Origin of the sequence: Muricoccus harenae (assembly GCF_009848505.1) — a bacterium.
In the GTDB taxonomy this organism is placed as follows: Bacteria; Pseudomonadota; Alphaproteobacteria; order Acetobacterales; family Acetobacteraceae; genus Roseomonas; species Roseomonas harenae.
Window position 1 is genome coordinate 38,189 of the sequence record NZ_WWDL01000012.1, and the last position, 24,144, is coordinate 62,332.

Here is a 24,144-nt window from a genome sequence, read left to right on the forward strand (position 1 = left end):
TGGCTCCGCCTAACGGGCTCCGCGCGCGCTCAGCACCGCGGGGAAGGTCTTGAGGAAGATGTAGAGGTCGAGCCAGAGCGACCAGTTCCGAATGTAGAAGCTATCGATCGCCTCCTGCCGCGCTAGGTCCGCGTTGCTGCGGTCCGACACCTGCCACAGTCCGGTGAGCCCTGGCTTGACGCTCGCGCGGAGCGCCTGGAATTCGGGATTGAAACGCCCGACATGATAGGCGGGAAACGGCCGCGGACCGACCAGGCTGAGATCGCCGCGCACGACATTCCAGAGCTGGGGTAGCTCATCAAGGCTGCTGCGGCGCATGAAGTTGCCGATCCAGGGGAGCACGCGCGGGTCGTTCGCCAACTTCATGTGGCTGTCCCATTCGGCGCGTGCTTCAGGGTCCCTTGCGAGCAGCTCCGCCAGCAACACATCGGCGTTGAGGTGCATCGTGCGCAACTTCAGCACCGAGACGGTCCGGCCTAGGTGGCCGACCCGCGGCTGGACGTAGATGGCGGGACCTGGGCTGATCAGTCGGATCAGGATCATCAGGATGCCGATTACCGGCGCCGCCGCGAGGAGCATCGGCACTGCAATACAAAGCTCAGCCGCGCGCTTTATGCGGCGATGCGTCGAGGCCTGCGCCCGGTTTGCTACCTCAAGCCCCAGTGCACCCCCGAGGTCCCGTGATCTCACCCGCAGGGCCGGCAGGTTGACGCCCGCAGGCATGGCGATGATGCGTCGGAATGGAAGGTTGGCGACCTCGAACTGCGGGCAATCCGGCGAAACCGCAATCAGGACAGCAGGGCTGCCACCAAGGTTGCGCGCGGCTTCATCGATAGTGCCAAGATAGGGCACTGGCATTCCGCCATCGGTAGGCGGCGCGTCGGCGACAAAGCCGATGGGCCGCAATCCCAAGTTCGACTGACGCAGCAGGGCCTCCACAACACCCGCGGTCGCAGCGCCGTGGCCCAGCAGAATAGCCTGTGTCCCCCACGCCGAGTGGCGGATCAGGAGCGGCCGCAACAGCACTTCGAAGGCGAGCCCGAGCAAACCTGCGAGCAGGCCGCCGATCGCCAGGGTGGGCAGTGCCTCCGTCTCCAGATGGCCTAGTAGTGCGAGGCCGGTGATCGCCAGACAGGGCGCCACCAGCGCGCCAACCACCCGGAGCCTCAGCCGCTCCAGAGAAGCGTGGCCTGCAGTGTCATAGAGGCCCAGCCAAAGATGAACCGTGCCCACAGCACCGGCGAGCGCCAGCACTAGTACCAGCGGCACGACAGAAGAAGGCGGGTCCGCCAAGCTCTGCAGCAGAAAGGCCCCGACCGTGGCAAGCAACACTGCCATCATGTCCGCGAGCGGCAATGCCAGCCAACGTTGCAAGGCACTCCGCCAGCCTGGCTGCCGAAGAAGGTCCAGCAATGGCCGACCGTGTGCGGCGAAGCCCGCAGCCGGCGTCGAATACATCTCACTCATCTGATATGCTCCGGCGCCGGAAGGGACGAGACCTGGCCGATCAGTCGGCCGCGTGCGTCAACTCAGGCTCGCTGTTGCTGACTTCAGCAGGCGCATTTACACGCGAGGAAATCCAGGCGTAGGTTGGCACAATGCCCTCCCGCACCGAACGGCTCGGCTCCCAGCCGAGGATCTCGCGCAAACGGCTGTTATCACTGTTGCGGCCGCGAACTCCTTGCGGCTTGGACGTGTCGTGGCGCTTGCGGACGGACTTACCCGCCACCTCCGACACGATGTCCACCAGCTCGTCGATCGTGACCAGTTCGTCGGTCCCCAGATTCAGCGGCGCGCTGTAACCAGACTCCATGATGCGGTGGATGCCTTCGACGCAGTCATCCACATACATGAAGGAGCGGGTCTGCTGGCCATCGCCCCAGATCTCGAGGTCTTCCCCGTCAGCCAAGCCGGCAATCTTGCGGCAGATCGCCGCCGGCGCCTTCTCGCGCCCACCGTCATAGGTGCCGAGCGGGCCGTAGACGTTGTGGAAACGCACGACACGCGTTTCGATGCCGTGATCCTGCCCGTAGTACTCGCACATCTTCTCAGCGAACAGCTTCTCCAGGCCGTAGCCTTCCTCCGGCGCCGCCGGCCAGGCGTCGTCCTCACGCAGCGGAACCACCTCGGGGCTAGTCTGCAGGTGGTGCGGATAGACGCAGGCCGAGGACGAGTAGAGGAAGCGCCGCGCGCCGGCCTGCTGCGCCGCGTCAAGCATGCCGATGTTCATCAGCGTGTTATTTCGCGCGATGACGGCGTGGTTGCCGGTGATGTACCCGATCCCGCCCATGTCCGCAGCCAGGTGATAGATGTCGTCGATGTCCTGGGCCGCAGCCGCACAGTTCACCGGGTCCCGAAGGTCACCGACGAGAAACTCGTGGGCCAGCGTGTCGCTATACTCCGGGGACTTGATGTCCGCGCCGCGGACCCAGAACCCTTTGCCCACAAGGTACGAAACCAGGTGGTGCCCGATGAAGCCACCAGCGCCAGTAACCAGAACTCGCTTTGCAGCCATGGCGAGAATTTCCCTTTGCCAAGCGTCATGCCTGTTCTCAGGTATACGGCGGTGACGGTTGGGCGCATCGTGAGCAAAGGGAGTATCTCCTATCGAGCCAAGGTGCCTTCATCATTCCCCTGCAGGTATCGAGATGGCATGGCGAGTTGCCCCGCCGCGCGCAGCACGAAGGCCGGGTTATTTCTCAGGTACCGGGCGGAGAGGCGGCGCGGCTCCGACGCCATTCGGAAGAGCCATTCCAAGCCGTTTCTCTGCATCCAGCGCGGCGCCTGCGGAATCTCGCCTGCGATGAAGTCGAATGCAGCACCGACGCCGATCAGAACGGGGGCGTTCAGCCGGTGAACATGCCGGGCCATCCAGCGCTCCTGCTTCGGGGTGCTGAGGCCCACCCAGACGATATCGGGGTTGGCATCGTTGATCTGACGAATCTCCTCTTCGTCCTCTTCTTCCGTTAGGGGGCGGAAGGGCGGCGCGAGGCTTCCGGTCAGTTGCAGCCCCTCGTAGGCACGGGCGAGAGAATCGCTGAGCTTGGACAACGTGCCGGGCCGGCTGCCGTAAAGGAAAATACGGTAGCCCCTTTCGGCCGAAACCGCGCACATAGCGCGCATCAGATCCGGGCCGTATACCCGCTCAACGCTGCGCTGGCCTAGCAAATGCGACATCCAAACCAGTGGCACACCGTCCGGTGTCACCATGCCGGCCGCATTGTGAATGCGCAGCAGCTCCGGATCGCGCTGGCTTTCCATGACCCCGTGAACGCCGGTGACGCACACATACTGGCGATCGCGCGTCAGGATCCATCGCTCGATGGTCGACAGCGCCAGTTGCATCGTCAGCGCGCTAACCCGAACGCCCAGGATGTTCACCCGCGCCGTAGGCTGAAGGCTCTCCATATGCGTCGCTCCCACCGTGGATGCTGCGTTATAACCGATCGGGCGGTGGCGGCATGCCTTCTCCCGCAGCGCAGGAGGATGAGGGTTCAGCCGCCCGGGCGTCGGGATAATCCGAAGGGACTACTCCCAATTCGCGCTTCGGAACGGCGGCTTACTGACTGCATGATTAGGCATCGCCGTTCCGGATCGTCGGACGCTGCAGTGCAGTTTCCGGCGTCTGGCTCCTGGCTCACGATGAGGGAAACAGCGCGGTGGGTTGCCATCCTTTCGATATCGCGCGTGACCCAACACTCCCGCCATGCACGTGATAACAGGACACCCCGATGCGCATCCTCATCACAGGTGGTAACGGCTATGTCGGGCGGCATCTTGTCGATCTGCTTCATGGAGAACACCAGCTCTGCGCCGTAGACCGGCTCCGCTATGGCGGCTGGCGCTTCGCCGAGGATATCCGCCGCACCATCCGCCTTGAGGCGATCGACATCCGAGATGCGGCTGCGGTCGAGCGCGTCATGACGTCCTATGCGCCAGACGTGGTGATTCATCTTGCGGCGATCCATTACATCCCGGAATGCGAGGCCAAACCCGCCCTTGCGGTCTCCACCAATGTCGACGGCACCTTGAACCTGCTGACGGCCTGCCCGGAGGGCGCGCGCTTCGTCTTCGCGAGTTCCGGTGCCGTCTACCGCCCAGAGGACCATCCGCATTCGGAGCTCCATTCGGAACTCTCACCCAGCGACATCTATGGCCTGACCAAACTTCACGGCGAGCACTACGTTCGCCAGATCGCCGCCGGGCGCGGCTTGCAGGCGATCATCGTACGCCTGTTCAACGTCATCGGCCCCGGTGAGACGAATCCCCACCTTCTGCCCGAGATCGTCGCACAGCTGAAGGCTGGGCGCAGCACGATCGAACTGGGCAATCTCGAATCGAAGCGGGACTACATCAGTGTCCGCGATGCGGCAGCCGGCTTCCGAGCGGTTGCCTTGGGCGGGCAGCTCACAGCGGGCGAAACCTGTGTCGTGAATCTCGGGACCTCCTCCGCATATTCGGTGATCGAGGTGATCGAGAAGCTTCGGCGGATCTCAGGGCAGGATTTCGGCATCCGCCAGTCCCGCGGACGTGTCAGGCGCGTCGACCGGCCGTTCCTGGCGGCCGATACGCAGCAGATGGCAAGGCTCTTCGGCTGGTCGCCGTCCTATACCATCGACGATACGCTCGCTGAGCTTTGGTCGGCACCGGACCTCGATGAGGTTCTGGTGGCAAGATACCGGTGAGCGCCGACGTAATGCCCGGCTGGGCCGCGACACATCCGCTGCGGGTCCTTGCGACCGTTGTCGTGCCGCCACATCTCAGTGTAAGCGGCGGCGCGAGGGCTGCAGAGCAGCTGAGTGCAGCGCTCAGCCCGCATTGCGACATCACTTTCGCCAGTATGATGACCGGCACTGGCAGCGGGGCGGATTCGCCGATGCCGCGCCTCCCAGTGCGATCCTGGCTTCCGTCCGGTGTACCCTGGTCGCGCCTGCCATCCCGTTACAGCACCTTGTTCTACCGTTCCGACCTGCCCGGGCTTGTCAGTCGCGGACAGTACGATCTTGTGCATCTGCACAATCCGATGCCGGCGTTGGAATTTGAGCGCACCGCCAGGGCCTGCCTAGCGCGGCGCATTCCTTATGTGATTTCGACCCACGGCTTCAATGAGATCGCCAATGGTGGCGAGATCTACGGTTTTGGTGCCACCAAACGTCTGATCTGGCAGCGCCTTGTGGTCGAGCCGGTAGCGCGGGCGGTGCGGCAGGCGGCCGGCATCTTTGCCCTGTCACCGGCCGACACGGCAATTGTCGCGGCGATGGGATTCTCAGGGCCGGTTACTCTGGTCTCGAACGGCATCACGATGCCGGAGGCGGGCGACGAACACCAGGACCGGGTTGCTCTTGCGCGCCTTGGCATTCCCGCAGAACCGGTTGCCGGCGAGATCACTTGCATGTTCCTGGCGAACCATACGCCAAACAAGGGCCTGCCGCAGCTTCTCAAGGCGTTCAGGAACCTCGATCGACCATTCCTGTTGATCGTCGGGGGCGAGCAACGAAGTGGCATCGACTACCAGGGCGCGATCGATGCGTGTCGCCTAGGCCAGCGGATCGTCGTGACTGGGCGGCTGAGCGACGCGGATGTTGGGGCCGTGTTCCGGCGGTCGGATCTGTTCGTCTTCCCAACCTTGGCGGATACGCTCCCGCTTGTCGTGCTGGAAGCCATGGCGCATGGCCTCGCTGTTGTCGCATCCAGCGTCGGCGGGATTCCGTTCCAGATTGGGGGCGGCTGCGGCACATTGGTGCCGCCCGGCGACAGCGAGGCACTGGCAGCGGCGGTGACGACCTTGGCAGATGATCGTGCGCAGCTCAGTTCCTTCGGTGAGCGGGCGCGGCAGCGAGTGCTTGAACGCTTCACCTGGAGGCGGGCGGCGGACCAGGCTCTGCTCGGCTACGCCAAGGCACTGTATGGGCACGAACGGGCGCCCGTTGAGAGTCTGCCGCTGATGGCGAATCGCAGTGCACATTAGCCCATATTGGGGCGCTTCCGCCGGATGGTCAGCGCTGGCGGCGCCAGCATTACGCCCGCCTGGTGATCACCTGACGCCACGGGATCCGGCACGCATGTTGATGATGTGTAGGCTTTTGGCATTGAGCCGGAAATCTAGCTCGCGGGAGATCGAACAATGATTGTGACAGTCGTGACGCCGACCTTGAACGGGATCGACTACTTGCCGGAGTGCATCGCCTCGGTTCGGCGGAATGAGACACGCGGCATTCAGATGGAACACGTGATCAAGGATGCCGGCAGCACGGATGGCACGATCGAATACGCGGAGTCCCAAGGACTGCGCGTGCTGAAGGGCAAGGACAGCGGCATCTTTGATGCAATCAACAAGGGATCCTTCGATTCGTCTGGGGAGCTTCTCGGCTTCCTCGGAGCGGATGACGTGATGCTCGATGGCGCCATGGAACACGTTGTGGATGCATACCGGCAGAGTGGGCGGCGCTGGGTAGTCGGCGGTATCCGCTGGATTGATGAGCGCGGCGGCGACCTTGGCAAACTTGCCGCACCGCCGAGCTGGATGAACGCGCGGATGCATGTGTGCCTCGGCTGGAATCCGATCATGCACATGGGGACCTACTTCTCGCGGGAGTTTTTCACAGAGTTGGGCGGCTTTGACATCGCCTACCGTGACTCCGGAGACTATGAGATGTTCGCGCGTGCGCTCGCCATTGCCCCCTATGCCCGGCTTGCGCGGCCGGTGGCCTGCTTTCGGCGCACGGGGTTGAATAACAGTGCGGTGAACTCCGTGCGGGCCTCCGAAGAGTGCCGGCGCGTGCTGGAAGGCTTCGGCCCGCGCTCAAACGGCGAGCGGCAGTTCTGGCGGTACGCCCTGAAGGCGTGGTTCAACTTTGCCAATCCTGAGTGGCTGATGTGGAAGATGTCGCAGCGGGTTCCGCTATGGCGCCAGGAAAAGGGCTATTTCTAGGATGGGTCCGGATATGCCCGGCTCGGGCTATGGGCAGTGGGATTACGGCTGTGGCAGCCCTGCCCCTTGAGCGGCCTGGGGACCATGTATTTTGTGACGGATTTCGCCGACCTGGGGCTTCTCCTCCCGCTGGTGGCACTGGTCGCCCTATCGCTCGCGGTAGTAGGGCGAAAAGGCCAGGCTGTGGTTTGGCTGCTGACCGTCACCGGAACCTTCGGCATGATGCTGGTGCTGAAGGTCCTGGCCTTCCTCACCCTTGGTGCGGACGAAGTGCCAGCCTGTTTGCTTTGCCTCAGCAACCCGAGCGGCCATACGGCCGCTGGCAGCGTGGTCTATGGCGGGCTGCTGGTGCTGCTGGGCGAAAGGCTCGCCTCGCGGCGGTCGTTGGCTCTGCTGGCGGGGGCGGGCTTCGGCCTCCTCTTCGGCATCAGCCGGGTGACGCTCGGGGTGCATTCCGTGGCAGATGTGCTGGTTGGAGGAGCGGTAGGGCTCATTGGAGCACTGGCGCTGGCTTGGCTGGCAGGGCTCCGCCGGTCGGAAGCGCCGGCAACTGGGCTCGTTCTCGTCGCTGCTGTCGCGCTCTTCGGGGTGCTGGCCTTTCACGGCAACCGGCTCGGCGCGGAGGAGGCGCTTCGGGCTATCTTAGCCGAGCTGAGGCCAGCTTGACCGGGGCATGCCGCAGCCTACCACCTCCAAATTGTTGTGTCGTCTCCACAATGGACGTTAGATCTGGGCGCAATTCCGAAACGGAGTCGCTGCAACCGCTGCCAAGCCTTGGTATCCTAGGGCTTCGCTGCGGTTTTGGTGGCGATCGTTTCTGCTGCGGGCCATTGCTCTCCCTCAATGGGAAGTCTGTTGGCCCCTGGCCACGGCTTTGTTCTCTGAAGGAGATGCGTTTGTTGCGCATTACTTACGTTGCCGCGGTGGTGCTCTTCGTGGCCGCTACTGAAGCCTCAGCTCAGACGATGGGGCCGGAGAGTGTCGCACGTGGCGTAACGGTCGCCACCCGGCCGCGGCCGGAGTTCGATCCGTTGGGCGTCCGGCTCGGTGGTTTCCGCCTGGATGGCTCGGTTGAAGGGGGGGCAGGCTTCAGCGACAATCTCGTGCCCGATGTGGGACGCAACCGCTCCGGCGCCTTCTTCGATGAAACCGTTCGGCTTGGGTTGAACAGCGATTGGACCCGCCACGCCATCGGCGTCACGGCTTCGCAGGCGACCCGGCAGCACGTACGGGACAGCGACCTCAATTGGCTGGACTACGCGGTGGGGCTCAACGGACGCTATGACATCGGCCGGGCCTCATCTCTCGGCCTCGAATACGACCACATTCGCGGCCATCTGGAAGTGACGGACTTCGACGCGGAGCAAGTTGGACTGACGCGTCCTGTCCCCTTCGATACGGACCGAGTAAGGGTGAACGGCACGGCGGCGATCAATCGCATTTCACTGACAAGCGCCCTCGAATACTACCGCATCCGCTACGAAGAGGAAGAGCGGGAAGGCCTGGGCGGCAGCGGTTTCGGCCGTGTATCCGGCAGGGACTATGAGCGCTTCCTTGGCGAAGCAGGCGTGGCCTACAACTTCTTTCCCGGGCGCGCGGTCACCTTCACCACGCGACTTTCTGATATCAATTACCGGCGAGAGGACCGCTCAGGGGTGAATTCCTTCACCTGGGAGGTACTGGGCGGTGTACGCTACGATTTGACTGGGTTGTGGGCAGTGCGCTTTGCCGCCGGCTACCGGCACCGGGACTATGAGGGCGCGGAGCTTCGGAGCCTATCCGGCCCGGCCTTCGAAGGGCAGATTGTATACCTGCCCTCGCTGCTGACCACCCTCACCCTGACCGCCAGCCGCACCATTGAGGAATCCATTCGCGCCGAGAGTGTCAGCTTCGTTCGGACGCAAGTCCGGCTGGGTGCGGATTATGAACTGCGCCGCAACATCATCCTCAGCGGGGAAGTGCGCGGCGAACGTCGGGAGTATCAGCAGCCGGACGAGAAGGTCACGGATCTTGTCGGGGTTGTCGGCGCCAGATTCCTGCTGAACCGCAACTTGTCGCTGATCGCCAGCTATCAGCATTTCGAACGCCTCCAGGCGCCCGGGGGCGCCCGTGAATTTGGCCAGAACCTCTTCCAGCTGCGGCTGAGATTTGCGTTGTGAGGCCACTTCCCGCCAACCGCCCGCAGGACCTGATGCGGGCCATGAGCACGGAGGCGCCGCAGTGTCCGCGGGTACCGGTGCTCATTCAACGATTCCACCAACGAATGGCGAGAACGCCAGACTGGAGGTTTCATGTCCGCTTCGCCGTCCCATTCCGGCCTCGCCAAGCGCCGCCCGAGGCTGCATCGGGGCGTATTCCGGGCCGTTCCGCTCCTCCTGATGCTCGCCGGCTGCGCTGCTCCGGGTTCTGACCTTCCCGTCCTGGCCGAGGAGTCGGTGGGCCCGTATCGGCTCGGGCCCGGCGACCAGGTGCGCATCACGGTCTTCAACGACCCGCGCCTGACCGGAGAATTCCGGGTGAACGACACGGGCACGCTTGCCCTGCCGCTGGTGGGCTCGGAACCCGCGCTCGGGCGCACCACCCAGGAGACGGAGCGCTCAATCGAAGCCAGTATGTTGAAGCGCGGTCTTTTCACGGAGCCGCAGGTAGCGGTTGAGGTGGTGACCTACCGGCCCATCTTCGTGCTCGGCATGGTCGAGCGTGGCGGGCAGACGCCTTACCAACCCGGCATGACGGTGCTCTCCGCCGTCGCTGTGGCAGGTGGCTTCAACTATCGCGCCGTGACCGACTATGTCGCCCTCACGCGAATCGGGCAGGACGGACGGGCGCAGGAATACCGTGCGGGGCGGAACGCTCTACTCCGCCCCGGCGATGTCGTGAACGTCTTCGAGCGCCGGTTCTGATGGCCCGCTCCGGCGCCTGCAGCAAATGGCCGGCGGCCGGCCTGGGAATGCTGTTCGCAATGCCCTTCCCCGGCCTTGCTTCGACCCAGCCGGCCTCAAGGCCGGCCCCGGTGGATCTTTGCCGCTCGGCCATTGCCGCCGCGGAGACAGCCGAGCGCCTGCCGCCCGGACTGCTGCTGGCCATCGGCCTCGTCGAGTCTGGACGACGGCACCCAGCCTCCGGCACCGTCTCGCCCTGGCCCTGGACAATCAACGTTGAAGGCACGGGCCGCTACTTCGAGACGCGGGAAGAAGCCGTTGCTGCAGTGGATGCGCTGCGCGCAGGGGGGGTGCGACTCATCGATGTCGGCTGCATGCAGGTCAACCTGCATCACCATCCGGCCGCCTTCGCCTCCACGGGCGATGCGTTCGATCCATCACGCAACGCCCTTTACGCCGCCCGCTTCCTGAAGCGCCTGCATGATGCCGCGGGAAACTGGATGACAGCCGTGGGTCGCTATCACTCCGCTACGCCTGGCCGCGGCGAACCCTATGGTGCCCGCGTGGCTGCGGCCTTGCCGGAGGGTCGGCGGGCCGCCGCCGTCGATACCCGGCGCGAGCGCCTGGTGGAGGCCTGGGCCCGGACGCTGGCGGCTAACCGCCAGCTGGCATCAAGCACTGCCGGCGCCCCGGCGCGGCCCGCCGCCTTCCAGAGTCCTGTTGATCGTATGGCGGCGGCTTGGTCTGCCATGCAGCCTGCCGGCGCGTCAGGACGGCCGCCGGCGGGCTCGGCCTCAAATGGACTCTCCCCTGAAATGTGGAGGCGGCCTACGGAGGCAGTTGCACGGCCGCGAACCGGACCGAGGCGTTCAGGATCGGAGGCGCGAAGGATTGGGCAGAGAACCCGGGTGCCGCCGCATCGGTTGATGGAAGTTGCCGGCGACATCCCCGATGCGGCGACGCCAATGGTTCAGGCAACGAGGTGAACTGGCGCGCTGGTGCTGGTTGCCCAAGGCATCAGGAAGACGAATCTCAAAACATCGGATCGGGCCGTGGCGGCCTAATTCAGGATCGGCGCGGCGCGCGTAGAGAGAAGCGCACCCGCTGCCAGGCAGATCGGTTATGGTGCTCTAGCAGGGGCCGCGCCGTTGCCCACCAGCAGTCACCGGAGCAACTCTTTCAGGTAGTTCGGACCAGACCCGGGGATCCACGCTCCTAGGATCACGTGTGATGCCGCGCCGCTGCACAAGCATTCTGCTGCCATTCTCCGAATGGCCCACCACATCCTTCCAGCTTCGCGCCCCTTCGCCGAGTTCCCAATGCATTCCGGATATGGTCGGCACAACGTACTCGTTGTTCTCCCATCGATTGGGCCACTGCAATGCAACCGCCTTGTTGAAGGCGGTCGTGAAGCCGTTGATGCCGCCAGAGTCCAGGTGAACAATGGTGTTGTGAGAAATGATGTTGTTCCTGGTATCCCAGGGGCCCAACACACCCCTTCCCCGGTCGTCATAGACCATGGTGATCCCATTCCCGACGCGGATGCCAACCTCCACATAATTGCATCGCACCCGCACGTTCTGGGAATTCTGAACCAGGATCTGCGATGGCGTGAGATGATCGCGACCGCCTTGGCCATTCCGAAGCACCACATTGCCTTCGATCACCGCATGGTAGGAGATCTCGTGCATGATGCCACTTTGCGCATTCTCCACGACAAGGTTCCCTTCATACCGGGTACCGATCATGTCGATGTCGCCCCAGAGGCCGACGCCGTTGTTGTGGTGCACGTAGTTGCCCGCCATGGTCACGTCGCGGGAGGCTGCGATCTTGACGCCACCTGCCTCCCAATACACGTCGTAACCGGCATAGTTGTTCCCAGAAATTTCGACGCCGTTGATTGTCGCGCCATGCGCCGATCCCCCACCGATCCCGAGCTGCCCATTCTCGTAGACACGCCCGCCCCTCACCACGAAGCCCTGGCCTAGGTTGAGCCCTGCCCCGTGGTTCCAGCGGACGACTAGATTGGTCAGGGTCCAGTTCCTGCCGGCATGGCCATGAACTGCACCGATCTGCGGTGCCGTTGCGTATTTCTCGATGGTAAGATTCTGGATGGAGACGTTCTCGGCATCGCCTCCTATGGCCATCCCCTCGCGGCCAATCTCGATCGTCCGTCCCGATGGATCGATCCCCAGAACCGCTTCATGCGACTGCGCATCGTAGAACCACGTGCCGGGCTTGATCTCACCGGGGGACGCGACGCGCCGGTAGAGGAGGTTGTCGACGAAGAGGTCCTCCCGGAATGCACCAAGTTCCGCACCTGGCCCCATTGGTCCCGTGGGTGCCAGGGCACGTGCCGGCAGCCTTGCCCGCCAAGCGACGCCGCTCCGCCTCCATCGGCCAAGGACGACGCTGCCGCTGAGAACGGCACCAGTTTCACCGACGAGGGTCTGCCCGTCGCGCGGAATAATGCTGCCCAGACGGTAAACGCCCGGCTTGAAGCGAAAGACGCTCCCGGCAGGGCTCGCGCGAATGATCGCGGGAACGTTCTGCGACGGATCCAAGGGAATGTCCACGACGGTTTCCTCGCCTTGATGCGGCAGGGCAACTTGCTGCGGAGGTCCGCCGCCCTGGCTTTTTGTCCGGTGGGCCCGGCGCCTTCATCGCCGAAGGCGCCACACCGTCCCGTCCGGCGCTAGAGCAGATCCCTCACGCAAAGGATCCTTCGGAAGCGCTAGACCGAAGCGTCTGAGGTGACCGGATCATGCTCTAGCTATCTTCGTAGGCTTCCAGGCCATTCCGCGATCTCACTTGCGACAGCACAATGCCGGAGATCGAGGCAGTCGCCTTCGACAGCCGCGCAACGCAATCCTGCACCAGGGCTCGCGGAGTCCGGTTCCACTGGACCACGAGCAAGGTCTGGTCGGCGACCTGCGCGAAGATCTCAGGCTCGGCGGCAACCGTGAGGGGCGAGGTGTCGATGATGATCAGATCGAAATCATGGGTCAGCCTGTCGATCGTCGAGCGCAACAGGCTGCTGCCGAGCAGCCGCTGAATGCCTTGCGTTGATCGCCCGACTCCCAGGAAGCAAAGACCGGAGTCGCCGATCTTGGCGATGACATCATCCAGCTCCCGCGTCTGGTCGAGGACATCAGCCAGCCCGGGGCTGGCCTGCAGGCCAAGCGAGCGAGTCAGCCTGGGCGCACGGACATCGCCGTCGATCACGAGGCACCTGTAGCCGATATGGGTTGCCAGATGCGCCAGCGACAAGCTCACATAGGTCTTTCCCTCGCCCGGCAAGCACGAGCCGATGGTCACGACGGTCCCACGACTTCCCGACTTCCCGATCATGATGCGGCCAAGCAGCATGTCGATGGATTCAGCGAAGCGGGATCGCTGCTCGTCGGACACATGCCCGCCGAAATTCTGCTTCTCGTTGCGGAGCTTGATCTTGGGGATGGCCGACAGCACGCTGATGCGCGTGGCGCGCTCGATATCCTGGATCCGCCTGAACCCGGGCTCGAAATGTACGATAACCCGCAGAGCAAAGGATGCGGCCAGGAGACCTGTGGCGACGCAGCCGGCCATCAGAATGATTGGGCTGAGGCTCGCGGGGTTGGTTGGTGGAACGGCAAGACCGATGACGCGGGCATCCCGCCGCAGGAAGCTCTCCTGAGCGACGACGTCCTTGATCCGCAGCAAGACGTTTTCATAGATGGCGCGGGTAGCGCCGGCATCGCGCTCAAGTGCGCGGAGTCCGATCGTTGCCGTGCGCAGTTCGCCGAGCCTGCGCGTCAGGGCTTCGATCTCCTGCTGAAGGCTGCTCTGCAGCGCCCGCGCGGCTTCCGCATCGCTTTGCATGCCGCCGCGGATACGGGCGGTTTCCTCGCTGATCGACTGCCGGACACGCGCAAGCGCACTCCGCCGGGCGACGAGGGTAGGCGATGCAGCCCCGTTCGTCGTCGCCAGCTCCGCAACCTCCTTGGCCAGTGCCGCTTCCTGAATCCGCAGCTGCTGGATGACCTGGGAGTTCAGCACCTCGCTTGTTCTCTCCAGCGAGGCATCGCTGCCGATCCGGTTCAGTCGGGCGGTGATATCCGCGAGGCGACTGCGCGCCTGCGACAGGGCCAGGTTCGCCTGGCTGAGCCGTTCCCCGATCAGCCCCGTACCATCGCCCTGTGTCAGGTCGTAGCGTGTCCTGTGAGCCTCGATGGACCGTTCCGTCGCGTCGAGTGAGCTCTTCAACTCGGCCATGCGCGTCGCGAGCCAGTCCGCCGTCTCGCGCGTTCCCTCGCGTTTCAGCTCCAGCGCCATCTCGATGTATTCGTGGGCGACCGCATTGGCGACTTCCGCGGCGATCTCGGCGTCATAGGCGCGGTAGGACACCGTGATGACGCGCGAGCGCTCCACCGGCGTGACCGTGATACGTTGCAGGAAGCGCGTGACGAGCGGCGCCTCCGCAGGCTCCTCACTGCCGGAATGCTCTTGCTGCCCCCTGAGGTAGGACAGCGCCAGAAAGATCCCCGTCTTCTTGGGATTGAGGTCTTCGACGACGCGCTCGGGCAAGCGGTCGAGGACACGCTGCGCCAGGTTCGGCGACTTCAAGACCTCCACCTCGCTGCGGACCGATTCGCTATCGAGGGTTATGCCGGCAACCGCGCTTTCAACGTTGAGCCGTAACCGTTCGTTCGGCTCGATAAGCACCCGGGTCGTTGCGACATAGGTGGGGGGTAGCGAAGCCACCAGCCATATCGAGGGTGCCGCGACGAGCGCGAAGACCAGCATGAACACAAGCCAGCGCTCCCGCAGAACGCCGATTATGTCACGCAGGTAGTATGTGTTCTCCGCATGTGGCCGATGCAGCTGCACCACACCAGGACTTGCCGGAAGAGTGACCGAGCTATCCATTATCATGCATCCTGATCAAGGGGGCGGTGCCGAAACTCATCTTTTCCATAACCGGACTTCTCTGCAGGCAAGGGTGACGACCAACAGAGGAAACCAGAACAGGTAGGAAAAGCTGTATTTCTGAAGTATTGGATTGAAGCTGATGAAGGTGCAGAACACCACGATAAGGATGTAGAGCGAGCGGAGCAGAGTGGTCGCCGCACCGTGCTGGGCTTCTTCCGCCACAACCAGGGAACGGCCGATCTGTCTGACCGCACCGAGCAGGCTGAGCGCGAAGAGGCTGTATCCGAGGATACCGCCTTGCCAAAGCATGATCATGAAGTCGGAATGCACCGGGGCTTGGCTGGCCGCTGCCAAGTCCACTCCAACTTCCGCGCCAGTTTCCCACCCATCGATAACGGATCCTACATTAACATTTGTGGTTCCGGTAAAGCCTTGTCCGGTTGCCCAGTGCGACTCCAAGATTGCTTCGCGGGCGAGTTCCAGCACAGCCATCCGGAAGGAATTGTTGCTGGTTGACCCGAGCAGGCCCTCCTTCACCATCGGCTCAATGCCGTAGATAAGATTGGTGAAATCAGGCATCGCAATGAAGATGATGGGAAAGAGCATCAGCACGCTCAGGAGTGCGTTGCCGACGGCCATTGTCAGCACCCGCCGTTGCAGCAGGAAGCCGAAGGCCATGGACAGCCCGATCGCGAGGCCCGCGATGAAAGTCGATGACGGGCGGATCAGCAGGCTGATGACGGTCAGGCTGCCCAGGAAGCAGAAGAGGCGCCAGCGCCCTTGAAGCGCCGACAAACACAGCGCGAAAATTGCGAAGAACGTGTTTTCGTGGATGGTCATGCTGAACCAGTCTTCGGGCACGAATTTCCAGAACAGAAAAACAACCTGGGACATCACGTGCAAGATCAGGAATGCGACCGAGAAAACCTCAAAAAACTTGGTAGTCGCATCGATGTCCATGCGGCTTTGGTCTTCGGGAATGAAGACCACAAGACCAACCAGCAGCATCGGGAATAATGCGGAAGAGTAGCTGATCATCTCGCCATCTGCGCGGCCCGCCACCAAAGCGAATATCGATATGATCGCCAGGATCAGAAAACCCAGCGGGTATAGGGGAAAGGTCGTGATTGATAAATTGACCGAGAACGTACCCGCGGCGACCAGCAAAATGGCCAGGAAGATCCCGTACTTCAGAAAGGAAAGCTGCGGCAGCAGAAGCGTGCATGCCCCGTCGCAAGCCACGACGATCATAAGCACCTTCAAAAGGCGAAATCTTGCGCTTTCCTGAAAATTCGCGGGCGAAACCATGGACGCCTTTCAGGATGACCAGATCACCGGCATTGGAATGAAGGTAATCAGACCAGCTTGTATGTGAGTCCTCAATGCGGCATCTGGTCGCGCGCCTGGAAATTGGGAGTAATATCGCCCCGGGCTTAACCCCAAAGGGGTAGCCACGATGGGTCAGTGGTGATCACGTTGATATTGTGCAGAGCTCGCTCACGGCGTCGCCGCTGTCGATCACCCAGGCCCTGTGTGCTGCGGCGGGCTCTCGTTTTGGGCCAAATCGAAGCGTCGTCGGTTCGGCAAGACAGATGCCGCCGACGCCCCCGGCCCGTAGCCGCAGCTCGGATCATCGCGTGTGTATTTGTGAGGCGAGGGGGTTTTGGTCGGAGCGGCGGGATTCGAACCCACGACCCCCAGTCCCCCAGACTGGTGCGCTACCAGACTGCGCTACGCTCCGGTGCGGCGGGGTCTAGCATCCGCCTGCCCGCCCCTCAACCCCGTTAGGGCCGCATTCGGTGCCGGTCAGCGAGAAGTGGCAAGGGCCTTGAGGCTGGCGGCAATGGATTCGAGCTCGTCGAGGCAGGCGCGAAGTTCCGTTCCCTCCGGCGGCAGTTCTGGCAGCGGCGGCTCATCGCCCTCTCCGGCGGCCTCCACCCCTTCCAGCCCACCCTCGCGCAGCAGGCGCTGCACGCCCTTGATCGTATATCCCTGGGTGTAGAGGAGGTCGCCGATCCGGCGCAGCAGGTTGATGTCCTCGGGCCGGTAGTAGCGGCGGCCACCGCCGCGCTTCAGCGGCTTCAGCTGGGGGAACTTCGTCTCCCAGAAGCGCAGCACGTGCTGCGGGATGTGCAAGTCCTCCGCCACCTCGCTGATGGTGCGGAAGGCATTGGGAGATTTGCGCGTGCGCGCCGGGGCGTCCGGGGCGCCCTCGCTCATCTCCTCAAGGGAGGCCGGGGTGATCTCGCCAAGCACGCTCATGCCGCTCATCGCGCTCCTGCTCAGTCCTCGCCCCGCGGCGGCGTCTCGCCGTTGATGCGGGCCTTCAGCACCTGGCTGGCGCGGAAGGAAAGGACGCGGCGGGGGGTGATCGGAACCTCCACGCCCGTCTTGGGGTTACGACCGATCCGCTGGGCCTTCTGCCGGACGGAGAAGGTGCCGAAGGCCGATAGCTTCACCGCCTCACCTGCCTCGAGCGTGCTGGAAATGCGGTTCAGAACATCCTCGAGCAGGGCCGCGCTCTCATTTCGCGAGAGGCCGACCTGCATATAGATCGCCTCCGCCAGCTGCGCGCGGGTGATGGTGTTCATGCGGCCATGCCCCCTCTCGCCATGGGGGGATTGGACCGTCCGCGCGCCGCGCCGTCAATCGACTCGGCGGCCAAGTGTGGACTCCAGCACGCAGTGTTGCCGAAATACCAAAGTGAGTCGCGTCCACCGGGACAGGGTTCAGTCGGGCGCCAGGCCCGACCGCGTCAGAACCGCGCGAGCGCAGCTCCCCAGGTCAAGCCGCCGCCGATGGCCTCCATGAGAACCATGTCCCCGGCCTTGATGCGCCCGTCCCGCACCGCCTCTGCGAGTGCCAGCGGGATGGAAGCCGCGGAGGTGTTGGCGTGCCGGTCCACCGTCACCACCACCCGCTCGGGTGGCAGGCCGAGCTTGCGGCCCATGGCGTCGATGATCCGCAGGTTGGCTTGGTGCGGCACCAGCCACTGCACGTCGGACTTGGCGAGGCCGTTCGCCGCCAGCGCCTCGTCCACGGCCGAAGCTAGCTTCGAAACCGCGTGGCGGAACACCTCGCGCCCGGCCATCCGCACCAACCCGCCCTCCACCTGCAGGATGTCGCCATGGCGGCCATCGGAATGCAGGTGGGTGGAGAGGATGCCGCGCGGATTGGGGGCACAGCCCGCATCCTCGGCGCGCAGCAGCACCGCGCCGGCGCCGTCGCCGAACAGCACGCAGGTCCCGCGGTCGGTCCAATCCAGGATGCGGGTGAAGGCCTCGGCCCCCACCACCAATACATTGCGGCAGTTACCGGCCCGGATCATCGAATCGGCCACGCCCACGGCGTAGATGAAGCCCGTGCAGGCCGCCGAGATGTCGAAGGAAAAGCCCCGGGTGACCCCGAGCTTCTCCTGCACGCGCGTGGCCGTGGAGGGGAAGGCCGAATCCGGCGTCGCAGTGGCGAGGATGATGGCATCCACCTCGGACGCCTCGGCACCGGCCTGGGCCAGCGCCGCGCGGCAGGCAGCCGTGGCCATGTCGGCGGTCGACTCACCCGGCGCGGCCATGTGGCGGCGGCGGATGCCGGTGCGCTCGCTGATCCAGGCATCGGAGGTATCGAGGTTGAACTCGGCCGCCAGCTCGTCATTCGTCAGGCTACGCGCGGGCAGATAACCGCCCGTGCCAGCAATCACCGCACGGATCATCAGCCGGCCACCGCCTGCTGCTTCTGGCCCAGCAGGGCGACGCCCGTGCGGATGCGGTCGTTGAAGCCGTGAGTCACCATGTCCATCGCCACATCCACGGCATGGGCGAAGCCGAGCGCGTCGGTGCCGCCATGGCTCTTCACCACCACCCCGTTCAATCCGATCAGCACCGCGCCGTTGTAGCGGCGGGGGTCCATCCATTCGCGCAGCCGGTCCAATGCCGGGCGGGCAAGCAGGTAACCCAGGCGCGCAGGCACGGAGGAGTTGAAGACCTGCCGCAGCAGGCTCCCCACGAGCTTCAGCGCCCCCTCCCCGGTCTTCAGCGCGACATTGCCGGTGAAGCCGTCGGTCACCACCACGTCCACCGTGCCGGCGGTGATGTCATGCCCTTCGACGAACCCTCGGAAGCCAGGGCCGATATGGCTCTCGCGCAGGATCTCCGCCGCCTGGCGAATCCGCTCGTCGCCCTTCAACTCCTCGGAGCCGACATTGAGCAGGCCGATGGTCGGCGCGGTCAGGCCTAGCACAGCGCGGGCGAAGGCATCGCCCATCACCGCGAATTCCACGAGGTTTCGCGCTTCGTAGGTGATGTTCGCGCCAAGATCGAGCAGCACCACGTCACCGCGCGCCGAGGGACCGATGGCGGCAAGCGCCGGCCGGTCGATCTCGGGCATGGTCCGCAGAACGATCTTGGCCAACGCCATCAGCGCGCCTGTATTTCCGGCGGAGACGACGCCATCCGCCTCCCCCGCCGCCACCGCGTCGATAGCAAGGCGCATGGAAGCGCGGCGGACGCGCAGCGCGGCCGTCGGCTTCATGTCGCCGGGAATCGAGTCCGGCGCATGGCGGATCGTGCAGATGGATGCAGCGCGCGGGCGGGTCGCGAGGCCGGCCTTCAGCCGCTCCTCGTCCCCAACCAGCAGGAAGCGGGCGCCGCGATGGCGATCCGCCGCCCGCTCAAGCCCGTCCAGCACGGCATCGGGGGCATGATCGCCCCCCATGGCGTCGACCGCGAGCGCGTACCGCTCCGCCGGTCCGGCGGCCCCGGATGCGGCCAATTCCGGCGCTCCTCAGCTATTCGGACGGAACGGACCGGACGAGATCAGGCGCGAACGGCGCCCTTGAGCGGCTTGCCGGCCGCCACGACCTCACGGCCATCATAGAAGCCGCAAGAGACGCAGATGTTGTGCGGGCGGCGCAGCTCGCCACAATTCGGGCAATCCGCATGCGCCTCACGGGGCAACGCCTGATGGCTGCGGCGCATGCCGCGGCGGGAGGGCGAAACTTTTCTTTTCGGAACGGCCATCGGTGCCGGGCCTTTCTATATGCAACGCGTCACGCGAACGGACGGGATTCTCGGGAGGCGCGCGCCTTACCACCCACCATCCGGCGGGGCAAGGGATACAGTGGCCGGGCGCCCGTTTCAGCGGCGTTATGCCGTGATTTCTCAAGGATCCCGGCAAGGAACGGAGGCCCCGCCGCTTAGAGGAGGAGGCTCGGGTCCGGGACGGCCTCTCAATGACGCTTGAGGCCGCGCAGGGCATCGAAGGGCGAGGCGGCGGCGGAGGTGGCTTCTGGCGGCAGCTCGGCATCCGGCGCGCGCGGATAGGGGTCGAGCGCCAGGGCGAGGTCCTGCGCAAGCGCCTCTCCCAGGTCGGCTGAACCATCCGGCTCGGATTCGATCTCGTCAGGCCCGTCGTCGATCTCCTCGGCCGGCTCCTCCCCGGGCGGGAGGATCCGCCAGTCGATGGCGGCCTCCACCGATTGCGGCACCGGCTCCAGCGTCACGACGCAGGCCTGCACCACCTTCGCGCGCAGCATGCCCTTTGCCCGGATCACCCCACCCGGCGCCAGCGAGAGGTCCAGATCCGCCGAAAGCGCGTCCAGCCCGAGCAGACCGAGCCGAGTGGTCAGGGCGGAACGCTCCTCCGGCGTGGCCTCGATATGCTCCGAGCGGCCCCGGGGCCCCACGGCGCCGGGACGCAGCAGGCGGCTCAGCTCGTGGCTCATGCCCGGGTCTCCGCAGGAGCCTCGGATGCAGCCCCAAATTCCACGCGGCCGGCCACGAAGCCCTCAAAGGGCTGCGCGGCCAGGGCTGCATCCAGCGCCACCGCATGATCCGCCAGGCGGAGCACGGCGCCCTCCGGCGGGTCGCCAGTCCAGACATTGCGAGCCAGCGCCGCCTCCAGCGCCGGGCGGTCACCAGCCTCCAGCGCGGCCTCATAGGCCAGCGCCCGGCCATGAAAGGCCTCCCACATGCGGCGGACGCGCTTGCCGATGGACATGTCGCCCACGCCCATCTCCCGCAGGTTCAGGTCCATGTCCGCGAACATCGCATCGAACACCGCCTGGGCCATGGCGCGGCCGCGCGGGTCCGGATCGCGATGCAGGCGACGGACCAGCAGGGCAGCATGAAGGGCAATCAGGTCAAAGCGCCCTTCCAGCGTGTCCGGCACGGCATCCGGCCCGAACAGTCCCGGATTGCGGGCGGTCGAAACCGCGGCGGTGTAGAGGGCGAAGCCGGCTCGCTCATGCTTGCGGCTGCGGAAAAGGCCAAAAAGGGCCATGGCGTTCGTGGGACTTCCCGTTGCGCGTTCCGTTGGAAACCCGGCGGCGATGCGAGGATCGGTTGACCGGGCGGCGGGGTGGTGGCAATCGAACCCGCGAGATGGCCCGCCCGATCGCTTCCGTCAATCCGCCCGCCACGCGCCGTGCCCTGCCGGGGCACCAAGCCGTGCGCGCCGCCCTCCTCGCCTTGGCGCTCGCCGCGCCACTCGGCGGCTGCGCCCTGTTCGGCGCCCCGGAGGAGGTGCGCGGGAACCGCGCCGATCCCGATCTCCTGAAGGAGATCACCCCCAACGTCTCGAGCCGGGCCGATGTCTCCGCCCTGCTCGGCTCGCCCAGCGCCACCTCCACCTTTGACCAGAGCGAGTGGTATTACATCAGCGCGACCAGCCACATCCGCCCCGGCCGGGTGCCGGGGATGGAGAACCAACGCGTGGTGGTGGTGAGCTTCGACGACCGCGGCATCGTCCGGGGCGTTCGGGAGCTCGGCGAATCCGACATGCGGAACGTGCCCGTGGTCGAGCGGACCACGCCGGTTCCGGGCAATGAGCGCTCCGTGCTGCAGGCGCTCTTTGGCAATATCGGCCGCTTCGGCCCGACCACGACCCAGCCGGATAGCCCCGGCCCGTCCGCCCCGTCCCCCTGATCGGCTACGGCTGCTCCGGCAGCCGGCCAAGCCTCATCCAGAGCGGATCCCCGCCGCCCGGCTCCGCATTCCAGGCCGGGCTCATCGTCGGGATGATCCCACGCCGGTTCCACCTGCTTCGTTCGATGGCTTAGATAAAGCCAGAGACATGCCTATAAGGCGGCATGTCCGAGATAGCCCTCAAATCCTCCTCCGACGCTCTGGCACAAGAGCGCGGGAACGTCGTCCGGCTCGCCATCGCGCAGGCGCTGGCCGGCGCAAACGCCACCATCGTCTATGCGACTGGCGCCGTCGTCGGGAACACGCTGGCTCCCGACAGGGCCCTCGCAACTTTGCCAATAACCATTTTCGTCATCGGCATGGCCGCTTGCACCCTGCCGGCCGGAGCCGTGGCACAGCGCTACGGCCGCCGGGCGAGCTTCCTGATGGGAACGGCCTGCGGCGTCCTCGTCGGCCTGATCGCCGCGCTTGCGGTGCTCATTAGCTCATTCTGGCTTTTCTGCGCCGCTACCTTCTTTGGCGGCGCCTATGCAGCCGTTGTCCTGAGCTTCCGCTTCGCGGCGGCCGAAGGGGTGCCGGCCGAACGGCGGCCCCAAGCGATCTCGGCTGTCATGGCGGGCGGAGTGTTCGCGGGAGTGCTCGGACCGCAGCTCGTCACCTACACCATGGACCTCTGGCCCCCGTATCTCTTCGTTGCCACCTACCTCGCCCAGGCGGCGGTGGCCGTCATCTGTGCAGGCGTCCTGCTGGGCGTCCGGCTGCCAGCCCCGAAGCGGGGCGACGCCGGCACCGGCCGCCCGCTCGCGGAAATCGCCCGGCAGCCGCGCTTCGTCGCCGCGGTCGTCGCGGGCGTGATCAGCTATCTGATCATGAATCTCATCATGACCTCTGCCCCGCTGGCGATGCGCCTCTGCGGGCTCTCGCAGAACAATGCGAATCTCGGGCTCCAGTGGCATGTGATCGCCATGTACGCCCCGTCATTCGTAACGGGTCGGATCATCAGCCATTTCGGGGCGCCGCGGGTGGTCATCGCCGGCCTGATCCTCACCGCCCTCTCGGCCGCGGCCGGGCTGGCCGGGATGAGCGTGGGGCACTTCTGGCTGGCCCTGATCCTCCTCGGCCTCGGCTGGAACTTCGGCTTCATCGGCGCATCAACCATGGTCGTCGAGTGCCACCGCCCGGAGGAACGGAACAAGGTTCAGAGCCTGAACGACTTCCTCGTGTTCGGGCTCATGGTGGTTGGCTCCTTCGCCTCGGGCGGGCTGCTGAACCACTACGGGTGGGAGATGGTGTGCTGGGTGGCGTTGCCGCCCTTGCTGATCGCGGCGGTGACGCTTTGGGTCACCGGTTCGTTCCGGCCCCGAGCCATGTCGCACGGCTGAACAACCGCCCGGCCTTCCCGGGGGCCACCAAGGCCCCTGGGAAGCGGGCCGACATCGTGAAGCTGGTCGGCCATGGGGCGGGACGCCCCCCGATCGCGGTTATCCGCATCGGTGTCGGACCGCAAATCCGCGGAAGTGGCTAATTCAAAAGTGGCTCCATCCGCCGCGCGGGAGGGTCATGGCCGTCCCGTCCTTTGCCAGCACGGTGACCTCGGCGAGCCCTTCCGTGAAGCACCCGATGCGTGTGACGGCCGTGCCGGCGGCGCGGGCGGCGGCCTCCACCCGCGGTGCATCCCCGCGACCGGCGGCGAAAAGCAGCTCGTAATCGTCGCCGCCGGTAGCGAGGCGCGGCAGCCAGGACGGGTCCGCCACAACCAGGGCCGTCGCGGCGGAGGAAAGCGGCAGCGCCGCCAGCTCCAGTACCGCCCCAAGCCCCGCCGCCCGGCAGAGATGCCCCAGATCCTGCGCCAGCCCGTCCGACACATCCATCGCAGCCCGAGCCACCCCGCGCAGGCCCCGCCCAAGCGCGAGACGCGGCTCCGGCAGGCGGTAGCGCCGTGCGAGATGGCCCCCGGAATCGGCGGCGACACGCCCCTGCAGCACGGCCAAGCCCAGCGCGCCGTCGCCAATCGTCCCCGAGACCCAGAGATCGTCGCCGGGCCGCGCGCCCTTTCGCCGGAGCGCCGAGCCGGGCGGCACGGTGCCGATGATGGTGAGGGAAAGGCAGGTGGGCCCCGGGGTGGAGACGGTGTCGCCGCCCAGCACATGCAGACCGAACTCGCGCTGGTCGGCCGCCAGCCCGGCGGCGAAGCCCTCCAGCCATTCGGGCCCGGTCGCGCGCGGCAGGGCCGTGGTCATCAGATAGGCGAGCGGCTCCGCCCCCATGGCGGCGAGGTCCGAGAGATTCACCCGAAGCAGCTTGCGGCCGATCGTCTCCGGCGGGTCCCCGGGCAGGTAATGGACGCCCTCCACCATCGCATCAGCGGCCAGCACCAGCTCCCTCCCCTCCGGGGGCACCAGGAGGGCGGCATCGTCCGACAACTCCAAGGCTCCCTCCCCCGCCAACCCACGAAAATGCCGGGCGATCAGGGCGAATTCAGGAGGCAGGCTCACCGGCG

The 24,144-nt window shown here is 65.3% G+C and carries 23 protein-coding genes and 1 tRNA gene; 9 read left to right on the plus strand and 15 right to left on the minus strand.

From position 1 onward, the window contains the following. Positions 1-9: 9 nt before the first annotated feature. The 3 genes from GSE44_RS10620 to GSE44_RS10630 form a co-directional block, all read right to left on the minus strand. The gene (locus GSE44_RS10620; RefSeq protein ID WP_159348773.1) at positions 10-1,467 is read right to left on the minus strand and encodes an exopolysaccharide biosynthesis polyprenyl glycosylphosphotransferase; all 1,458 of its coding nucleotides are present in this window, start codon (positions 1,465-1,467) and stop codon (positions 10-12) included. Between the two features lie 40 nt (positions 1,468-1,507). Next, a complete protein-coding gene (locus GSE44_RS10625; protein ID WP_159348774.1) occupies positions 1,508-2,515 on the minus strand; it encodes an NAD-dependent epimerase/dehydratase family protein in 1,008 nt (335 codons plus the stop codon). Positions 2,516-2,604: 89 nt separating this feature from the next. Continuing rightward, positions 2,605-3,408, minus strand: a complete 804-nt coding sequence (locus GSE44_RS10630) for a WecB/TagA/CpsF family glycosyltransferase (RefSeq protein ID WP_159348775.1) — start codon at positions 3,406-3,408, stop codon at positions 2,605-2,607. A gap of 323 nt (positions 3,409-3,731) precedes the next feature. Here GSE44_RS10630 and GSE44_RS10635 point away from each other — a divergent pair, with 323 nt between their 5' ends. The 7 genes from GSE44_RS10635 to GSE44_RS10665 all read left to right on the plus strand — a co-directional run bounded on the left by GSE44_RS10635 (position 3,732) and on the right by GSE44_RS10665 (position 10,799). Then, positions 3,732-4,685 (plus strand): NAD-dependent epimerase/dehydratase family protein, encoded by a 954-nt coding sequence (locus tag GSE44_RS10635; protein WP_159348776.1) that lies wholly within the window; start codon positions 3,732-3,734, stop codon positions 4,683-4,685. Beyond that, positions 4,682-5,968: a glycosyltransferase family 4 protein gene (locus GSE44_RS10640; RefSeq protein WP_235924706.1), complete on the plus strand. Its 1,287-nt coding sequence runs from the start codon at positions 4,682-4,684 to the stop codon at positions 5,966-5,968. The genes GSE44_RS10635 and GSE44_RS10640 overlap by 4 nt, the downstream gene beginning before the upstream one ends. Before the next feature lie 156 nt (positions 5,969-6,124). Then, on the plus strand, positions 6,125-6,931 hold the full coding sequence (locus GSE44_RS10645) for a glycosyltransferase family 2 protein (RefSeq protein WP_159348777.1): 807 nt from the start codon (positions 6,125-6,127) through the stop codon (positions 6,929-6,931). Positions 6,932-6,997: 66 nt separating this feature from the next. Next, positions 6,998-7,597, plus strand: coding sequence for a phosphatase PAP2 family protein (locus tag GSE44_RS10650; RefSeq protein ID WP_159348778.1), 600 nt, complete (start codon positions 6,998-7,000; stop codon positions 7,595-7,597). Positions 7,598-7,827: 230 nt separating this feature from the next. Further along, positions 7,828-9,090: an outer membrane beta-barrel protein gene (locus tag GSE44_RS10655; protein WP_159348779.1), complete on the plus strand. Its 1,263-nt coding sequence runs from the start codon at positions 7,828-7,830 to the stop codon at positions 9,088-9,090. A 132-nt stretch (positions 9,091-9,222) separates the two neighbouring features. Further along, a complete protein-coding gene (locus GSE44_RS10660; protein WP_159348780.1) occupies positions 9,223-9,834 on the plus strand; it encodes a polysaccharide biosynthesis/export family protein in 612 nt (203 codons plus the stop codon). 110 nt (positions 9,835-9,944) lie between these two features. Beyond that, entirely contained in the window at positions 9,945-10,799 is an 855-nt protein-coding gene (locus tag GSE44_RS10665; protein WP_159348781.1) for a lytic transglycosylase domain-containing protein, read from the plus strand. Positions 10,800-10,943: 144 nt separating this feature from the next. On the opposite strand, the gene GSE44_RS10670 is transcribed toward GSE44_RS10665, so the two are convergent. The 11 genes from GSE44_RS10670 to GSE44_RS10720 all read right to left on the minus strand — a co-directional run bounded on the left by GSE44_RS10670 (position 10,944) and on the right by GSE44_RS10720 (position 21,000). Continuing rightward, positions 10,944-12,389, minus strand: coding sequence for a right-handed parallel beta-helix repeat-containing protein (locus GSE44_RS10670; RefSeq protein WP_159348782.1), 1,446 nt, complete (start codon positions 12,387-12,389; stop codon positions 10,944-10,946). Between the two features lie 193 nt (positions 12,390-12,582). Beyond that, the gene (locus GSE44_RS10675; RefSeq protein ID WP_159348783.1) at positions 12,583-14,721 is read right to left on the minus strand and encodes a GumC family protein; all 2,139 of its coding nucleotides are present in this window, start codon (positions 14,719-14,721) and stop codon (positions 12,583-12,585) included. Positions 14,722-14,757: 36 nt separating this feature from the next. Next, positions 14,758-16,032, minus strand: a complete 1,275-nt coding sequence (locus GSE44_RS10680; RefSeq protein WP_159348784.1) for a hypothetical protein — start codon at positions 16,030-16,032, stop codon at positions 14,758-14,760. 356 nt (positions 16,033-16,388) lie between these two features. Beyond that, positions 16,389-16,465: transfer RNA gene (locus GSE44_RS10685), tRNA-Pro, on the minus strand. Positions 16,466-16,530: 65 nt separating this feature from the next. Next, complete coding sequence (locus GSE44_RS10690) at positions 16,531-16,995, minus strand: MerR family transcriptional regulator (RefSeq protein WP_328799070.1); 465 nt, start codon at positions 16,993-16,995, stop codon at positions 16,531-16,533. A gap of 11 nt (positions 16,996-17,006) precedes the next feature. Beyond that, positions 17,007-17,315, minus strand: a complete 309-nt coding sequence (locus GSE44_RS10695) for an integration host factor subunit alpha (RefSeq protein ID WP_159348785.1) — start codon at positions 17,313-17,315, stop codon at positions 17,007-17,009. Positions 17,316-17,479: 164 nt separating this feature from the next. Further along, positions 17,480-18,433 carry a beta-ketoacyl-ACP synthase III gene (locus GSE44_RS10700; protein ID WP_159348786.1) on the minus strand — a complete coding sequence of 318 codons (954 nt, stop codon included), beginning with the start codon at positions 18,431-18,433 and terminating at the stop codon, positions 17,480-17,482. After that, complete coding sequence (gene plsX / locus GSE44_RS10705) at positions 18,433-19,491, minus strand: phosphate acyltransferase PlsX (RefSeq protein ID WP_159348787.1); 1,059 nt, start codon at positions 19,489-19,491, stop codon at positions 18,433-18,435. Before plsX ends, GSE44_RS10700 begins: the two co-directional genes overlap by 1 nt. A 44-nt stretch (positions 19,492-19,535) precedes the next feature. Then, positions 19,536-19,739 (minus strand): 50S ribosomal protein L32, encoded by a 204-nt coding sequence (gene rpmF, locus GSE44_RS10710; protein WP_159348788.1) that lies wholly within the window; start codon positions 19,737-19,739, stop codon positions 19,536-19,538. A gap of 209 nt (positions 19,740-19,948) precedes the next feature. Beyond that, positions 19,949-20,443: a YceD family protein gene (locus GSE44_RS10715; protein ID WP_159348789.1), complete on the minus strand. Its 495-nt coding sequence runs from the start codon at positions 20,441-20,443 to the stop codon at positions 19,949-19,951. After that, on the minus strand, positions 20,440-21,000 hold the full coding sequence (locus tag GSE44_RS10720) for a ubiquinol-cytochrome C chaperone family protein (RefSeq protein ID WP_159348790.1): 561 nt from the start codon (positions 20,998-21,000) through the stop codon (positions 20,440-20,442). The genes GSE44_RS10715 and GSE44_RS10720 overlap by 4 nt, the downstream gene beginning before the upstream one ends. Before the next feature lie 101 nt (positions 21,001-21,101). Here GSE44_RS10720 and GSE44_RS10725 point away from each other — a divergent pair, with 101 nt between their 5' ends. Then, positions 21,102-21,644, plus strand: coding sequence for an outer membrane protein assembly factor BamE (locus GSE44_RS10725; protein WP_159348791.1), 543 nt, complete (start codon positions 21,102-21,104; stop codon positions 21,642-21,644). A gap of 164 nt (positions 21,645-21,808) precedes the next feature. Then, a complete protein-coding gene (locus GSE44_RS10730) occupies positions 21,809-23,026 on the plus strand; it encodes an MFS transporter (RefSeq protein ID WP_159348792.1) in 1,218 nt (405 codons plus the stop codon). A 144-nt stretch (positions 23,027-23,170) separates the two neighbouring features. On the opposite strand, the gene thiL is transcribed toward GSE44_RS10730, so the two are convergent. Next, complete coding sequence (thiL, locus tag GSE44_RS10735; protein WP_159348793.1) at positions 23,171-24,139, minus strand: thiamine-phosphate kinase; 969 nt, start codon at positions 24,137-24,139, stop codon at positions 23,171-23,173. Positions 24,140-24,144: the final 5 nt, after the last annotated feature.

Bases quoted from the DNA above. Each gene is read 5' to 3' on its own strand.
- GSE44_RS10620 (WP_159348773.1), bottom strand. From the start codon at position 1,467: ATGAGTGAGATGTATTCGACGCCGGCTGCGGGCTTCGCCGCACACGGT.
- GSE44_RS10625 (WP_159348774.1), bottom strand. From the start codon at position 2,515: ATGGCTGCAAAGCGAGTTCTGGTTACTGGCGCTGGTGGCTTCATCGGG.
- GSE44_RS10630 (WP_159348775.1), bottom strand. From the start codon at position 3,408: ATGGAGAGCCTTCAGCCTACGGCGCGGGTGAACATCCTGGGCGTTCGG.
- GSE44_RS10635 (WP_159348776.1), top strand. From the start codon at position 3,732: ATGCGCATCCTCATCACAGGTGGTAACGGCTATGTCGGGCGGCATCTT.
- GSE44_RS10645 (WP_159348777.1), top strand. From the start codon at position 6,125: ATGATTGTGACAGTCGTGACGCCGACCTTGAACGGGATCGACTACTTG.
- GSE44_RS10660 (WP_159348780.1), top strand. From the start codon at position 9,223: ATGTCCGCTTCGCCGTCCCATTCCGGCCTCGCCAAGCGCCGCCCGAGG.
- GSE44_RS10675 (WP_159348783.1), bottom strand. From the start codon at position 14,721: ATGGATAGCTCGGTCACTCTTCCGGCAAGTCCTGGTGTGGTGCAGCTG.
- GSE44_RS10680 (WP_159348784.1), bottom strand. From the start codon at position 16,032: ATGGTTTCGCCCGCGAATTTTCAGGAAAGCGCAAGATTTCGCCTTTTG.
- GSE44_RS10690 (WP_328799070.1), bottom strand. From the start codon at position 16,995: ATGAGCGGCATGAGCGTGCTTGGCGAGATCACCCCGGCCTCCCTTGAG.
- GSE44_RS10695 (WP_159348785.1), bottom strand. From the start codon at position 17,315: ATGAACACCATCACCCGCGCGCAGCTGGCGGAGGCGATCTATATGCAG.
- GSE44_RS10700 (WP_159348786.1), bottom strand. From the start codon at position 18,433: ATGATCCGTGCGGTGATTGCTGGCACGGGCGGTTATCTGCCCGCGCGT.
- rpmF (WP_159348788.1), bottom strand. From the start codon at position 19,739: ATGGCCGTTCCGAAAAGAAAAGTTTCGCCCTCCCGCCGCGGCATGCGC.
- GSE44_RS10715 (WP_159348789.1), bottom strand. From the start codon at position 20,443: ATGAGCCACGAGCTGAGCCGCCTGCTGCGTCCCGGCGCCGTGGGGCCC.
- GSE44_RS10720 (WP_159348790.1), bottom strand. From the start codon at position 21,000: ATGGCCCTTTTTGGCCTTTTCCGCAGCCGCAAGCATGAGCGAGCCGGC.
- GSE44_RS10725 (WP_159348791.1), top strand. From the start codon at position 21,102: ATGGCCCGCCCGATCGCTTCCGTCAATCCGCCCGCCACGCGCCGTGCC.
- GSE44_RS10730 (WP_159348792.1), top strand. From the start codon at position 21,809: ATGTCCGAGATAGCCCTCAAATCCTCCTCCGACGCTCTGGCACAAGAG.